Annotated in this window: 13 protein-coding genes; 1 reads left to right on the top strand and 12 read right to left on the bottom strand. The window is 70.2% G+C overall.

The window, feature by feature from the left end; genetic code table 11:
* Nucleotides 1–123: 123 nt before the first annotated feature.
* Nucleotides 124–297: a hypothetical protein gene (locus ACMW4R_RS10785; protein WP_193751236.1), complete on the bottom strand. Its 174-nt coding sequence runs from the start codon at nucleotides 295–297 to the stop codon at nucleotides 124–126.
* A gap of 101 nt (nucleotides 298–398) precedes the next feature.
* On the bottom strand, nucleotides 399–1,853 hold the full coding sequence (gene rpsA / locus ACMW4R_RS10780) for a 30S ribosomal protein S1 (protein WP_058596663.1): 1,455 nt from the start codon (nucleotides 1,851–1,853) through the stop codon (nucleotides 399–401).
* A gap of 401 nt (nucleotides 1,854–2,254) precedes the next feature.
* Here rpsA and ACMW4R_RS10775 point away from each other — a divergent pair, with 401 nt between their 5' ends.
* On the top strand, nucleotides 2,255–3,247 hold the full coding sequence (locus ACMW4R_RS10775) for a 16S rRNA pseudouridylate synthase (protein WP_081317358.1): 993 nt from the start codon (nucleotides 2,255–2,257) through the stop codon (nucleotides 3,245–3,247).
* 3 nt (nucleotides 3,248–3,250) lie between these two features.
* Here the strand turns inward: ACMW4R_RS10775 and ACMW4R_RS10770 are convergent, their stop codons facing one another.
* From ACMW4R_RS10770 to ACMW4R_RS10725, 10 genes are all read right to left on the bottom strand, one after another.
* Complete coding sequence (locus tag ACMW4R_RS10770; RefSeq protein ID WP_418299875.1) at nucleotides 3,251–6,139, bottom strand: DEAD/DEAH box helicase family protein; 2,889 nt, start codon at nucleotides 6,137–6,139, stop codon at nucleotides 3,251–3,253.
* A gap of 30 nt (nucleotides 6,140–6,169) precedes the next feature.
* Nucleotides 6,170–7,858, bottom strand: a complete 1,689-nt coding sequence (locus tag ACMW4R_RS10765; protein WP_058596703.1) for an ABC1 kinase family protein — start codon at nucleotides 7,856–7,858, stop codon at nucleotides 6,170–6,172.
* Nucleotides 7,859–7,928: 70 nt separating this feature from the next.
* Complete coding sequence (locus ACMW4R_RS10760) at nucleotides 7,929–8,507, bottom strand: PadR family transcriptional regulator (RefSeq protein WP_058596665.1); 579 nt, start codon at nucleotides 8,505–8,507, stop codon at nucleotides 7,929–7,931.
* Nucleotides 8,508–8,598: 91 nt separating this feature from the next.
* A complete protein-coding gene (locus tag ACMW4R_RS10755) occupies nucleotides 8,599–9,528 on the bottom strand; it encodes a hypothetical protein (RefSeq protein ID WP_058626882.1) in 930 nt (309 codons plus the stop codon).
* A 350-nt stretch (nucleotides 9,529–9,878) separates the two neighbouring features.
* Nucleotides 9,879–11,594 (bottom strand): glucose-6-phosphate isomerase, encoded by a 1,716-nt coding sequence (gene pgi, locus ACMW4R_RS10750; protein WP_418299874.1) that lies wholly within the window; start codon nucleotides 11,592–11,594, stop codon nucleotides 9,879–9,881.
* 27 nt (nucleotides 11,595–11,621) lie between these two features.
* Nucleotides 11,622–12,338: an NUDIX hydrolase gene (locus ACMW4R_RS10745; RefSeq protein ID WP_418299873.1), complete on the bottom strand. Its 717-nt coding sequence runs from the start codon at nucleotides 12,336–12,338 to the stop codon at nucleotides 11,622–11,624.
* Nucleotides 12,339–12,347: 9 nt separating this feature from the next.
* The gene (locus tag ACMW4R_RS10740; RefSeq protein ID WP_418299872.1) at nucleotides 12,348–12,926 is read right to left on the bottom strand and encodes a hypothetical protein; all 579 of its coding nucleotides are present in this window, start codon (nucleotides 12,924–12,926) and stop codon (nucleotides 12,348–12,350) included.
* Nucleotides 12,914–13,729, bottom strand: coding sequence for a twin-arginine translocase subunit TatC (gene tatC, locus ACMW4R_RS10735; RefSeq protein ID WP_418299871.1), 816 nt, complete (start codon nucleotides 13,727–13,729; stop codon nucleotides 12,914–12,916). Before tatC ends, ACMW4R_RS10740 begins: the two co-directional genes overlap by 13 nt.
* Complete coding sequence (locus ACMW4R_RS10730) at nucleotides 13,726–13,983, bottom strand: twin-arginine translocase TatA/TatE family subunit (RefSeq protein ID WP_418299870.1); 258 nt, start codon at nucleotides 13,981–13,983, stop codon at nucleotides 13,726–13,728. The genes tatC and ACMW4R_RS10730 overlap by 4 nt, the downstream gene beginning before the upstream one ends.
* Nucleotides 13,984–14,008: 25 nt before the next feature.
* Nucleotides 14,009–15,001 (bottom strand): 3,4-dioxygenase subunit beta, encoded by a 993-nt coding sequence (locus ACMW4R_RS10725; RefSeq protein ID WP_418299869.1) that lies wholly within the window; start codon nucleotides 14,999–15,001, stop codon nucleotides 14,009–14,011.
* Between the last annotated feature and the right edge of the window lie 112 nt (nucleotides 15,002–15,113).

Here is a 15,113-nt window from a genome sequence, read left to right as displayed (position 1 = left end):
ACGCGGATCCCGCGCACTCGTCCAATCCACACCACCGCCCGGGCGTGTCGCACCCCCGAAACCGCGGAAATCCGCGGTTCTCGCGAGTTCGGGCCGCACAGCCCGAGCTGTGACCCCGGAGGGTCAGATAAGCGACGGGATCGATGCCAGCGAGGCCGTGGCATCCGTGTGTCCGCCGGTGAACTCGATGCCACCGAAGAACATGGCACCGATGACCAGAGCGAAGACGAACGCGATGGACAGGAACAGCACGGCCGAACCGGCGAGGGCGATCAGGAGCGGGAGTCGATTTGCCATGCGACGATCCTGCCCCGACGTCCACGGGGATCTCCAGGGGTTGCGCAGGAACGACCGAAGGCCGGCACCCCGAGGGGTACCGGCCTTCGATGAGGAACCGATCAGCGACCGGAGAGCTTCTCGCGAAGCGCAGCCAGCGACTCGTCGTCGGCGAGGGTGCCCTGAGCGGGCGACTCCGACGAGAACGAGCCACCGAACGAACCGGTGTCGGTGGGGTTCGCAGCCTCGGCCTCGAGGGCCTTGGCGACGGCAGCCTTGTGGGCCTCCCAGCGACCCTGGGCCGCGGCGTACTCCTGCTCCCACTGCTCGCGCTGAGCGTCGAAGCCCTCGAGCCAGGCACCCGACTCGGGGTCGAAGCCCTCGGGGTACTTGTACTCGCCACGCTCGTCGTATTCGGTTGCCATGCCGTACAGCGCCGGGTCGAACTCGGTGCCGTTGGGGTCGACGGACTCGTTGGCCTGCTTCAGCGACAGCGAGATGCGACGACGCTCGAGGTCGATGTCGATGATCTTGACGAAGACCTCTTCGCCGACCGACACGACCTGCTCGGCGAGCTCGACGTGCTTGCCGGACAGCTCGGAGATGTGCACGAGGCCCTCGATGCCATCCGCCACGCGGACGAAGGCACCGAACGGAACGAGCTTGGTGACCTTGCCCGGAGCGATCTGACCGATCGCGTGGGTACGGGCGAACACCTGCCACGGGTCTTCCTGGGTGGCCTTGAGCGAGAGCGACACGCGCTCACGGTCGAGGTCGACCTCGAGGATCTCGACGGTGACCTCCTGGCCCACCTCGACGACCTCGGAGGCGTGCTCGATGTGCTTCCAGGAGAGCTCGGAGACGTGCACGAGACCGTCTACGCCGCCCAGGTCGACGAACGCACCGAAGTTGACGATCGACGAGACCGTGCCCTTGCGGACCTGGCCCTTGTGGAGGTTGTTGAGGAACGTGGTACGCGACTCGGACTGCGTCTGCTCGAGCAGGGCGCGGCGCGACAGAACGACGTTGTTGCGGTTCTTGTCGAGCTCGAGGATCTTCGCCTCGATCTCCTGGCCGAGGTACGGCGTGAGGTCGCGGACCCGGCGCAGCTCGATGAGCGAGGCCGGGAGGAAGCCGCGGAGGCCGATGTCGACGATGAGGCCACCCTTGACGACCTCGATCACGGAGCCGGTGACGACACCGTCGTTCTCCTTGATCTTCTCGACGTCGCCCCACGCGCGCTCGTACTGCGCACGCTTCTTGGACAGGATGAGGCGACCTTCCTTGTCCTCCTTCTGGAGAACGAGGGCCTCGACGTGATCGCCGACGTTGACGACCTCGTTGGGGTCGACGTCGTGCTTGATCGAAAGCTCGCGGGAGGGGATGACACCCTCGGTCTTGTAACCGACGTCGAGGAGGACCTCGTCGCGGTCGATCTTCACCACGGTGCCCTCGATGAGGTCGCCGTCGTTGAAGAACTTGAGGGTCTTCTCGACCGCGGCCAAGAAGTCTTCGGCGGAGCCGATGTCGTTGATCGCGACCTGCTTGGTAGCCGGGGCGGTCGTTGCGGTAGTCATGTAGTGGGTTGTCCTAGTTGGGTGTGGTGTCGGGCTTCGGCTCCTGCGGCACGGCCCCGGATGAGGTCGAACCGGCCGGGCACCACTCGCCGGAGGGCGAACGAGAACCACGAGCCGAAGCGAAGCGGATTGTTTCGTGCGATGCCACCCGCTCACACCCGCGGTGCGGGGTAGCCAGACGAGTGACACTCAAGCCTAACGCATCCGCGGCCCCGGATATCGACGAGACCACAGTCCGCGGGACGCTCGGTCGTGCCGATAGGGCCTCTCGAACAGGGTCCGTCGGGGTGTTCTCGCCCAGCTTGCGTCCAGACTGCCGTGCCAGGCTCCCCGTTCCGTGCCCGTCGATCACGGGCAGGACGTGCTGTTTTCCGCCGTCCTCGCGATACGAAACCGGTTTTATGAGTTCTGATTCGACGCCCACACACAACCGCCGCGCCCGCCGATTGGCGGCCCGCCGCTCCACTCGCCGCCCCGCGATCACCGCAGGGGTCGTGGCTCTGGGACTCGCGGCGACGGTGACCCTCACCGGGACCGCTCCCCTCGCTCAGGCCAACGCGGGATCCTCGCTCCTCTCGGCCTCGAGCATGCAGCTCGCCTCCTACAGCGCCCCTGTCGCGCCCGGCACGACGTCGGACCCCGATCGCGCGGACGCCCGAGCCGCCGAGCAGACCGCGGCAGCCTCGCTGCAAGCCGCGACGACGGTCCAGAACGACATCGCGGCATCCGGACTGGACATCGGCCAGCCCGCCACCGTCGACACCACCGCACTCCAGGCGGCCGCGGATCACCTGACCGCGGCGCAGGTGCTGCCGTCGACCTTCCTCCCCGGCGTGACCGGCGACGTGAAGACTGAGGCGACGGCCGTCGACCAGCGCGTCAGCGCTCTTCGCGGCAGCCTGGACGCGGCGATCGCGAAGAAGCAGGAGGAAGAGGCCGCGGAGAAGGCGCGCCAGGAGGCCGAGGCGGCAGCGGCCGCCCAGGCGAAGGCCGACGCGGAGGCGGCCGCGAACACTTCGTCGGGCAGTTCTTCCGGCGGCGGCGACTGGACACCCGCACCGTCGTCGGGCGGTGGCTCGGGAGACAACAGCCCGGCGGGAGCGCAGGCCACCGCGCGCGGCATGCTGTCCGGCTACGGATGGGGCGATGACCAGTTCTCGTGCCTCGTCTCGCTCTGGAACCGCGAGTCGGGATGGAACTACCAGGCCTACAACGCCGGAAGCGGTGCCTATGGCATCCCGCAGGCTCTTCCCGGAAGCAAGATGAGCTCTGCCGGTGCCGACTGGCAGACCAACGCCGGCACCCAGATCGCCTGGGGTCTCGGGTACATCTCGGGTCGATACGGCAGCCCGTGCGGCGCGTGGGACCACTCGCAGTCGACCGGTTGGTACTGAGCCTCAGCTCCACCGCACCATCGAGCGCGCCGCGCCGGAGAACGCTCCGGCGCGGCGCGCTTCGCTGATCACGGGGTCTCTCGTCGTAAGTCCGACCTCGTGCAGGGTCGCCGGGCCGATGCGGCGCTGCCACTCCTGAGCGAAGCGGTGGGCGACCTCACGCCGGCGGCCGACATCCGCCGGCACCGCGAGGAATCGACGCGGACGAAGCCCACCCGTGAGTCCGAGCGCAGCGCGAACCGGAGCCGACCGGCCACCGCGATCGATCTCGAGAACGAACCGCGGCGCGCGCACGGGCGCACACAGCTCGATCAGCGCTTGTCCGAATGCGGCGCGATCCGCAGGATCTGCGTGCGGGATGGACACGTCAAAACGCTGAACGGCGGCGAGGGGATCGGAGGGGACGACCAGGGGCGCGCCCTCCCCCACAGCGACGCGACCGGCGTCGCCGAGCGCCGCCCACAGCACCTCGGCCATGCGCTGCACTGTCGCGGCGGGGTCGTGAACGCGACGTCGCCCCTGTCTCCAGGCGCCGCCCAGGGGTATCGCCGCAAGCCCACCGGCCAGAAGCGCGGCGCCCACGAATGGCGGCGCCGCATCGGGGACGAGCGCGATGGCCCCGGACACCGCAGCGCCTGTCGCGCCGACCGTGCCGAGGAACGCCGTGGCTGCGGTTCGCGTGGCCGACACCGAGGTCGGGAACAGCGCGAAGCCTGGTCGGTGCTCGACGACGAACGTCTCTTCTTCGATGTCGTCATAGGGGTCGCCGATCCGCCAGAGGTCGCGGGTGTCGGCGCGCGACGGGATCGAGCGAAGGCTGCCGATCGCCGCCGGGGAGGCTCCCGGGACCTTCGCCAGGACGTCGGTCAAGGCTCGTCGTCGAGCGTGGTCGAGAGCACCGCTCAGGCCACGGACCACCCGCGCCGGGTCATCGACATCGACCCCCCAGAGCCTCGCGTGCTTGCGGCGGAGGCGGGTGGCATCCGGTTGCGCCTCGACAGACAGATGGGTCGGGATGAGCGCGGTCACCGTCCAGTTGTGCGCGGTCTTCTCAGCCCACGACGGGTCAAGGCGCAGAGTGCGGCCCCGCAGCTGCTGCATCGCCGCGTCGCCGGCCGCGGCGGTGAGGTCGACGAGGGTGTTCACGCGGGGGCAGTCCCAGCCCTCGCCGAACAGCCCGCGCGTCCCGACGACGACCTGAAGCCTTCCCGCGGACAGCAGCCGGGCGGCGGCGCTGACGATGCCCGCCCCGGCGATGCCGCGCACCTCGAGCACGGACGGATCGTCGTCCACGGGGACCGCCGTCACCTCGACGCCGAACTGGGAGACGAGAGCGGGCAGGACAGCGGGCGCGTGACGGCGCGAGAGGCGCACGGTGGACGAGGTCACGAGCATCGCCGGAAGCGCTGCGGTGGCGGCATCGGCCGCGAGCACCGAGAAGGTCCGCACGGCTCCCGCGGCGCCGAGCAGGCCGCCGTGCACGTTGCCGTGTCGCGCGAAGTCCGTCACGACGAGAGCGCAGAGACGCTCGCCCATGACGGCATGCTCGGCGGCGATGATGTCGCATGCCCCCTGGTCCTTGGCGAGTGACGACGTCAGAACCGAATCGATGGGATCGCGCGTGCGACGCACGCCCTTGTCGGTGAGGGCGTACCCGAAGTCGGCGAGGAGCGCACGCAGACGCTGCCATTCCTGCGCGCGAGCGGGGTCGGGAAGCACCTGGTCGAGGGCGAAACGGCCGAGGAGACGCAGCGTCTCATCGGTGGTCGGCGGGCGACGCGCGAACTCCGGCAGGTGCGCCGTCACCGGGTCGTCCGGGGCGACGAGGAAGAGCATCGCGGCGGCCGCCTCGGCGCCCGCGAAATCAGCGGCGAACGCCGCGGCGAGCCCGCCGTCGATGTCGTCGACGCGCGCGCCGTCGACCGCCGGTTGCAGGATGCCGAGCAGACTCGCGCGTCCGGAACCGACGGCGAAGCTCGTGCGCAGGGCGACCCCGAGAGCCTCGGCGTGGGCGCTCAAGAACAGCCGCTCCTCGGCGGTGGGCTCGACGACATGGACGAGCTCGCGGTACGGGGCGAGGTCGCCCTCGCGAACCACCGCCGGCACGGGCACCTCGAGATCGACCTCGCCGAGCAGCGAGATGTAGTTGTCGTATTCGTCGGCGTCGTCGGGAGTCGGCAGAGTCGCGGTGAGACCGATCACCAGCGGTTCGTGGCCGGCGGCCCGGAGCCGCGCGATCAGGGCTGCGACGACGAGCGCCCAGTGGTCGAGGAGATGGTGGCACTCGTCGAGCACGATCGTCTCGACCCCGCCCGCCACGAGGCGATCAATGAGGTCGCGCGCGTTGGGATGGAGCGCGGCCGTGAGGACGGTGGCATCCTGTCGCGACAGCGTCCGGCGGACCGCCCGGGCACGGGCGCGGATGCCTCGCCGGTACGCGGCGGGATTGCTCTCGGCCAGCGCGTCGAGCCAGACGATCGCGGCGTCGGGCGACCGGTCGTCGGCCTCGAGCTCCTCGAGCCACCTGCCCCGCGCAAGATCAGCGAACGGCGAGGCGGAGTCGAGCACGCTGATCGACTGGTAGGTCAGCGCGGTGAGGTCGGCCGGAGCGGTCGGATCGCCCGAGACCGCCGCGTCGTCGTGCGCGAGAGCTCGCGCCGCGGTGACCCATTGGTCTCTGATCGCGAGCGTCGGCGCGAAGACCACCGTCTTCTTGCCCCGACGAGCGGCCAGCAACAGCCCCACGAGGGTCTTGCCGGACCCGGGCGGTGCGACGAGGTGCAGCGGCTCCCCCGCGTCGACGTCGACCCGCCGCAACGCCGCCGCCTGGTAGGCACGAAGCGTTCCGTCGAAGGTCCACCCCGCGAGCGGGCGTGCAGGGTCGGGGCGCACCCGGACAGTCTAAAGAGGACGACCGCTCCGTCAGGCGCCGTTGCGGCGAGCGATGATCCCCGCGAGGAGAGCATGCGACAGCGGCGCGAGAGAGGCGATAACGAGGATCGTGCCCCAGAAGCCCTGGTCGGACTGCAGCAGGATGCCGCCGATCAAGAGCCCGGTGAACAGGACCGCGGAGACGACGCGGCGGATCATCCGCTCGAGATCGCGCAACCGGCGCTCGATGCGCGGTGTCTGCACCGAGACGGCCCCCTCTTCGAACCGCGAGATCAACGTGTCGAGACGGCGCGGGAGGCGCGCCGTCACGGCGGCGACCGCTCCGACCTCGCGCACGAGCGCTTGGGCGGTGTTGCCGCTCTCTTCACGGATGAGGCGTTGCGCGTAGGGCTCGACGGCATCCCAGATGTTGAAAGCAGGGTCGAGAGCGCTGCACATGCCGCTCGTGAGCGACATCGCGCGGACGATCAAGAGGAAGTTCTCGGGCAGCTGGAACGGGAGCGTGCGCACCACGTCGCCGAACTCGACGGCGAAAGCGCGGAACTCCCGCGGGTCGACCTCTTGCAGCTCGGCGAAGCCCATGCCGCCGAAGCGGGAGAACAGCTGGGTCATCGCCCGCTCGAGCTGCACGGTGTCGGCGGAGGGAAGGAGGACGCCGATGTCACGGATGCCGTCGACCAGGCCCTTGCCGTCGCGCGAGGCCGCGGCGATCAGGACGCGCCGGAGACCGCGCCGGAGTCCGGGCGGGACCTCGCCCATCATGCCGAAGTCGATGAACGTGAATCGCCACGCCGGGGCGCCGGGGGCCGCATCGGAGTCCGGAGTCGACAGCGGGGTCACGAACACGTTGCCGGGATGCGGGTCGGCGTGGAAGAACCCGTCTTCGAAGAGCTGGTCGAACATCACCGACGCGAAGCGTGCGGCCACTTCCGAGGGGTCGATGCCGGCGGCACGGAGCGCCTCGACGTCGTTGATCTTGATCGCCGAGACGTCCTCGAGGGTCAGCACGCGTCGTGTCGTGCGTTCCCACGCCACGACGGGAACGGCGACGCCGGGGTTCCGAGCGAAATCGGCGGCGAAACGCTCGGAGTTCGCCGCCTCGTGGAGGTAGTCGATCTCTTCGAGGCTCGTGACCGCGAACTCCTCGACGAGGGCCGGCATGTCGACGCGATCCGACACGATCGAGACCTTGCTGAGCCACCGCCCGACCTTGCGGAGGGCGCGGAGGTCGACGTCGACGATGCGGTCGATCCCGGGGCGCTGGACCTTGACGACGACGTCGCGGAGCCCGCTCTCGTCCGCCATCGCGTCGGTGAGCGTCGCCCGGTGCGCCTGCCCGAGCGATGCAGCCGCGAGCGGACGCTCATCGACGAAGGCGAAGGCGCGGGTCAGTGGCATCCCGAGCTCTTCTTCGATGCGCTCGCGCATCTCGGCGAACGGCACGGCGGGCACCTCGTCCTGCAGGCCCTCGAGTTCTTTCGTGATGATCGGCGGGAGCACGTCGAGGCGCGACGACATGAACTGCCCGACCTTGATCATCAGTCCGCCGAGATCGACGGCGAGGACGTGGAAGCGCTGGGCGATCCGCAGGAGCCGCCGGGTCCGGCCCCGGGCGGAGATCCACCCGAGGCCGAAACGCGGAAGGAACAGCTCGTACCACCACGCCTGGACGAGGTAGCGTGCGGCGAAGCGCGTGATGCGCCGGTAGCGCGCGCGCATGAGGGCGTCGTCGGTCAACGGGACTCCTGGATGCCGACGTGCCGAGGGCACGCGCCGAGTACGGGCAACCTCAGCCCTGGGCGAGGATGGAGTAGAGCTTGCGACGGGCGTCGTCGAGGATCTCGACGGCCTGCGCGACCTGCTCCTTGTCACCCGTGCGGGCCACCTGAGCGGCAGCCTGGGCGAGCTCGACGCCCGCCTTCGGCAGAGCGGTCATACGACCGCCGTCACGGGATCCCGCGGACTCCCAGGGGGCGCTGCGCTCCGTTGTCTCGTCACCGGCCGCGGCGCGGCCCTCTTCGGTGAGCGAATACGTCTTGCGACCGTTGGACTCCTCGGCGCGGACGAGTCCTTCATCGGTCAGCAACTGCAGGGTCGGGTACACGGAGCCCGGGCTGGGCTTCCACGAGCCGCCGCTGCGCTCCTCGATCTCGCGGATGATCTGGTAGCCGTGCATCGGCTGCTCGAGGAGAAGGGAGAGGACGGCGGAGCGCACGTCTCCCTTGTTCATGCGAGGGGCGCTGCTCGTCTTCTGCTCGAACTGCGCCCGCAGCTGTTCCATGGCCTCGAGGATGTTGGACATCGGCCAGCCGGGGGTACCGCTGCCGCCGCGCCCGCCGAACGCGTCTCCCAGGAATGAACCACTCATGACGACCTCCTTCGCGCGGACCCGATCTGAGTCAGCGATACATAACGATATATCGTTATGGAGCGGTCGAGGTCGACCACGGAGCTTTTTCTCAGTACCAGTTGGTCGCCTGCGAGTGACCCCACGCGGCGCACGGCGTGCCGTATCCGCGGGAGATGTAGTCCAGACCCCACTTGATCTGCGTCGCGGCGTTGGTCTGCCAGTCGTCGCCGAAGGTCGCCATCTTGTCACCGGGGAGCGACTGCGGGATACCCGTCGCACCGCTGGGGTTGTAGGCCTGGTAGTTCCAGCCCGACTCCTTGGTCCACAGCGAGGAGAGGCAGGAGAACTGGTCGTCGCCCCAGCCGTACTGCTGCGCGGCGAGCTGGGCGGCGTACTCCTTGGCACCGTCGGGCGTGTTGACGCGCGCGAGGGCCGCGGCCTCATCCGCCTTCCGCTGGGCTTCGGCGGCAGCCGCCGCCTCCGCCTGGCGCTGCGCCTCAGCCGCGGCATCCGCCGCCGCCTTGGCCGCGACCGCGTCGTTCAGACTGCCGCGCAGAACGGCGACGCGATCGTTCACGCGCTGCGTCTCGACCTCGGCGTTCTGACTGAGCGCCGGCAGGAGCACCGTGGGAAGCAGATCCGAGGTCGACAGACGATCGACCGCATCGTTCAGCGCGGCGGTGTCGACGCTCGTGTCGCCGACCGACAGCGGCAGACCCGCCGTCGCGATGTCGGCCTGCACGGACGCGGCACCGGAGAGCGCCGACTGCGCGTCGGCAGCGGCGGTGTCGGCCGATGCCGAGACCGCCTGCAGCGTCGGCGTCGAGCCGAGCGTCGCCAGCGGCACGGTCGCGGGCGAGGCCGTCGCCGCGGGGGCACTGAACGCGGACGCCGAAGCGTCCGGCATGGAGAGGGGTGCCGCGACGGCGAGACCGGTGGTGGCGATCATGCCGAGGGCGAGGCCCGCGCAGGTCGCCGCGGTGGCGAGCGTGCGACGGGCGCGATGGACGGGAACGAGCTTGAGGTCGGAACGCAGCAAGAGAGCACTTTCGTCGGGGGCGCGCTCTCGGGTGGAGCGCGGATGTGTGCCGTCGGGTCGACACAAGTCCCCGAGTGTGGGTGGCTGTTCTGAGCGTTATCTCTTCGTTACCTGGGAGGGTCGTGGGAGGGGGCAGGCGCGAGAGACCGCGCCTCGTTGAGGGTCGAGACGTCGCGAGGCTTCTCGGATCGCGTGCGAGGCTCCGAAAATTTCACGGCCCTGACCGGGTATTTCTCCACAAACCTTCGAGTGAGGGTTGAACGGCTCGTCAGTGACGCGTCTCGGGCCCCCGCGACGCGGGGAAGGCGGGCTGATCCGCGACGAAAAAAATCGCGGATCAGCCCGATTTCTCAGGCGCGGTGGTCGCGGTAGTACGCGAGGAGCGCGGCCGTCGAAGCGTCCTGAGCCGCGAGGGCGTCGTCGTCGCCCTCGATCGCCGGGGCGATCTGCAGGGCGAGCTGCTTGCCCAACTCCACACCCCACTGGTCGAACGAGTTGATGCCCCAGATAGTGCCCTGCGTGAAGGTGATGTGCTCGTATAGGGCGATCAACTGACCGAGAACGGCAGGCGTGAGCGAGGGCGCGAAGATCGACGTGGTCGGCCGGTTGCCCGGGAAGGTCCGAGCGGCGACGAGGGCACCCGTCGTCCCCTCGGCCTCGACCTCTTCAGCCGTCTTTCCGAACGCCAAGGCCTTGGTCTGGGCGAGGAAGTTCGCGAGGAACAGGCCGTGCACATCGCGGCCGTCGTCGGCCAGGGGGTAGGCCGGGTTGACGAAGGCGATGAAGTCGGCGGGGATGAGACGCGTGCCCTGGTGGATCAGCTGGTAGAACGCGTGCTGGCCGTTGGTACCGGGCTCTCCCCAGAACACTTCGCCGGTGTCGGTGGTCACCGGGGTGCCGTCCCAGCGCACGGACTTGCCGTTCGACTCCATCGTGAGCTGCTGGAGGTACGCGGCGAAACGGTGCAGCTGCTGTGCGTACGGCAGCACGGCGTGCGACTGCGCGCCGAGGAAGTTCGTGTACCAGACGTTGAGCAGCCCCATGAGGACGGGCACGTTCTGCTCGACCGGGGTGGATGCCACGTGCTCGTCGACGGTGTGGAAACCGGCGAGCAGCTCGCGGAAGGCGTCGGGGCCGAGTGTGATCGCCAGCGACAGACCGATCGCGGAGTCGACGGAGTAGCGGCCGCCGACCCAGTCCCAGAATCCAAAGGCGTTCGCGGGGTCGATCCCGAAGGCCGCCACCTTGTCGAGCGCGGTCGAAACGGCGACGAAGTGGTGCGCCACGGCGTCGGTGCGTGCGGCGTCGGTGTCGTCGATCGCCCCCGCCGCGGCGAGCTTCTCCCACAGCCAATCGCGGGCGAGCCGAGCGTTCGTCAGCGTCTCGAGCGTGGTGAAGGTCTTGGAGGCGACGATGAAAAGCGTCGTCTCGGGGTCGGGGTCGGCGGTCTTCTGGGCGATGTCGGTGGGGTCGATGTTCGACACGAAGCGCGCACGGATGCCGGCGTCGGCGTAAGGAAGGAGTGCCTCGTAGACCATGACGGGTCCGAGGTCGCTGCCGCCGATGCCGATGTTGACGACGGTCGTGACCTTCTTGCCGGTCACGCCGCGCCACTCCCCCGAGCGCACGCGGTCAGCGAAGGCGCTGAGACGATCGAGCACCTCGTGCACATCGTGGTCGACCTGCTGCCCGTCGACGACCAGCGCCGGCTCGGCGCCGGCGGGTCGGCGGAGCGCCGTGTGCAGGACCGCGCGGTCCTCGCTGGTGTTCAGGTGGGCACCGCGCAGCATCTCGGCGAAGCGTTCGCGCACGCCGGTCTCGCCGGCGAGGTCGATGAGGGCGTCGAGCACCTCGGGGGTCACGAGGTTCTTCGAGAGGTCGACGTGCAGGTCGCCGACCGTGCGGGTGAGGTCGCGGACCCGGTCGGCGTCGGCGGAGAACCAGCCGCGGAGGTCGGGCTGGAACGAGTCGCGCAACGCGGAGAGGCGGGACCAGGCGGCGGTGGTGGTGGGGTCGATAGGCGCAGTCACGGTGTCCACGCTAGCGATCCCCGCGCCCGTGCACATCGCGGATGACGAAGCCCGGGGAAGACGCTAAAGATCCGCGGGCTGGGGAGGAGACGTCGGCGTCTGCTCGGGCAGCGCGATCTCGCGAGCGGCATCCCACGGTTCGGTCCAGCCGAGCAGATCGAACAGCCCGTCCAGCACCATCGCGGTGAAGCCCCAGACCGTCTGCGGCCCACCGGCCGCCTCGAGCGCGAACGCCGGCCCCCGCCACACCCGACCCTCGCGTCGGATGACCGTCGACCCTCGACGGCGAGGATCGAGCAGATCCGCCACGGGGGCGCGGAACACCTCGGCCGACTCAGCCCTGTCGACCGCGCGAACCGGTGTCGGGCGCGACCACCACCCGATCACCGGGGTCACCTCGTGCCGCGAGAACGCCAGCGGCACGGCCGGGAGCGTCCCCAGCACATCGACCCCGTCGGGATCGAGACCCGTCTCCTCGCGGGCTTCGCGCAACGCCGCGGCCACGGCATCCGCGTCCCCGGGATCGACACGGCCGCCCGGGAACGCGACCTGGCCCGGGTGCGCCCGCAGGGTGGAGGCGCGCGCCAGAAGGAGGACGTCCAGGTCGCTCGGCACGTGCGCCGCCTCGCGGAGGCTCGGGATGCCGTCGAGGACACCGAACAGGATGAGCACCGCGGCGGCTCGCGCCTCGCCCTCGACGGGCAGCGCCCGGAGGGCGGGCGAGAGGTCACCGGGCCCCCGCGCGAGGAGGGCTTCGAGCTGGGCGCGGGGCGAGGACATGCGTCGAGGCTATGCCGTGACGGGGATGCGCGTGGTCGCGTCCTCCGCACCGGTGGCCGCAACGGAGTCCGCGGCGCGGTCCTCCGCCGAGCCCGGGGCCCGGTCCGCCGCGGGGTCTGCAGTGTCCGCGTCGGGGGAAGGCTCGAGGGGGACCTCGATCCACCGCGGGTGCGCCGAGGTTCCGACCCGGATGCGGCGCGTCGGCACACTCGGCGGTGCCGTGACGGGACCCGAGGAAGGATCCGCGGTGTCCTGTACCGTCTTCGCGACCGACTCGGGCCGGACCGGCGCGGACTCTCCCCCGCCCGCGTCGGTGGGGACGGATGCCGCGACCGGCGGCGCCGCGAGAGCCTCGGAGATGATCCGCCGCGGGTCGTATCGCCGTGGGTCGAGCGCGCGCCATTCCGTCGCATCGGTGGGGACTCCGAGCTCGATCGCGGCGCGCTCGCGGGCGGCATCCACCGTCCGGCGGAGCCCCCGCACGAGCGACGCGAGGCGCGCGACGACCCCGGGGAGCCGGTGCGGGCCGATCACGACCGCGGCGATGAGTCCCACGACCAGGAGCTTCTCGAACGTCAGACCGAACACGGTGTCTCCTCCGGGATCGAGGCCGTCGCTGACCGGGCGAGGGAGCGATCGTGCAGGGCAGCGATGGCGAGCGCCGCGGCGAAGAGAGCGGTCATGGGGACCGCGATCAAGAACATCGACATCACATCGGCCGACGGCGTCGCGAGGGCGCTGAACAAGACGATGGCGACGACCACGTACCGCCAGCTACGCGCGAGGGTGCGGGCGGAGACCATTCCGGCGAGGTTGAGCACGACCAGGACGACCGGCAGCACGAAGGCGACACCCGTGGCCACGACGATCTTCAGGATGAAGTCGATGTAGGCGCTCGCGTCGAGGATCGTGGAGTCCTCGCTCGAGGCAAACCCCGCGAGCACCGACACCATGTGGGGGAAGAGCAGCAGGCCGGTCGCGCATCCCGCGGCGAAGAGAGGAGCCGCGGCTCCCACCGAGCCCAGGACGTACCTGCGCTCCCGCCGGGTGAGACCGGGGAGCACGAAGGCGAACAGCTGGTACAGCCACACCGGGCTCGACAGCACGAAGCCCGCGACCAGGGACACCCGCAGGCGCAGATCGAAGGCTCCGGTGACGCTGTCGAAGTTGAGACTCGCGTTGCGATCGGCCGCGATCTGCGCGATCGGGGCACGGACCAGATCCATGACCGGTTCGTACAGGAACCAGCCGACGACGGCGCAGATCGCGACGGCCACCGCCGCCCACACCGCGCGCCGTGTCGCCTCGTGGAGGTGGGCGGCGACGGGCATGGGGGCCGACCGCGGCGCCTCGGGTCGCCTCGGCGCGACAGCGGGGGCGACGGCGGTCATGTCGTGCTCGGCGGGGAGGAGACGGGCACGGCCGTCGTCAGCGGGATGCGGTCGTCGACGCGATCAGCCGCGGCGGCGGCGCGATCGGCGGGGGCGGCGGACGCCTCGGTCCGGGATTCGCCGACCTCGGTCTTGAGGATGCGCACGGACTGGCCGAGGCTGCGGGCGAGCGCCGGCAGCTTGGCGGCTCCGAAGATGAGGACGATGACCGCCAGCACGATGAGGGCGTGCCATCCGGTGAGGTTCTGCAGCATGAGGAGGGTTTCCTTTCGGTTCGCGTCAGCGCCCGCCGGGCGCTCCGCCGGGGGCGGCGCCCGCGGTCGGGATGGTGGTGGTGTCGACGCGGACGCCGAGGGAGACCGTCCAGCCCGAGGCGTTGTCGCCGGAGGTGGTGGCGAGCTGGAGGACTCCGCCGTCGTCGCCGAAGACGTTGTCGCTGTCGAGCGAGACGCGGGACATGTTGGACGCGGACGACGGGTACAGGGTCGTGTCGGCGTAGACGACGTCGCAGGTGTCCTTGGGCAGGGCGACCTGAGAGGTGGCGATCGCGTTGGACGCGTCGGTAATGGAGTCGGCGCTCGGGTAGACCTCGAAGTGGATGTGCGGCCACCGGCCGTCGTAGCAGCCGGGGAAGATCGAGGTGAACGACACGACGCCGTCGTCGCCGACGATCTGGACGCCGCGGAGGTACGTCTCGTTCTCGATGCCGGACGAGTACATCGAGTAATTGCCCTCGGTGTCGCAGTGCCACACGTACACAGCCGCACCGGTCATCGGGGTATCGCCGTTGGCGTCGTCGAAGATCGTCAGGTTCAGGGTCATGGGAGTGCCCGACGCGGTCGCGCCGCCGTCGAGGCTCGAGCGCAGATCGCTGCGGATGATCCCGGACTGCTCCAGGACGTCGGCACCGTTGGACCCGTCGCCGGGGTAGGGGCCGGCGGTCTCGTCGGGGATCTCCCCGGCGGGCAGGGCCGCCGCGACGCTCGACGCGCCGGCGGTCGGCGTGGCGGAGGCGGTCGCCGTGGGGCTGGCCGACGCGGTTGCCGTCGCGGTCTTCGTGGGGGTGGCGCTGGACGCGGCCGGGGCGCACGCGGCGAGCGTCGCGGTGCCCGCGCCGAGCACGACGAGACCCAGGATGCCGCGGCGAGAGACGAGGGTGCGGATGTCGAAGGGCGCCCCCTGGTCGACGACGGGTTCGTCGGCGCGGTCGAGGAGTCGGCCCTCGTAGGCGGGGCCGTCGGGGGTCATCTCGGTTTCGGGGATCCTGCTCATGGTGTCCTCCATCGGTCGGGGCGGGGTCGATGGATCGAGGATCGCCGGTGGACCCTCTCGGGCCCCTCACCGATCCTGTGCGCCGCCTATGAACGTTGGAGCCCCGGACGCT

It is taken from the genome of Microbacterium sp. S1037, from assembly GCF_048381605.1.
GTDB lineage: Bacteria > Actinomycetota > Actinomycetes > Actinomycetales > Microbacteriaceae > Microbacterium > Microbacterium testaceum_B.
This window is presented reverse-complemented; position numbering and strand designations above follow the sequence as displayed.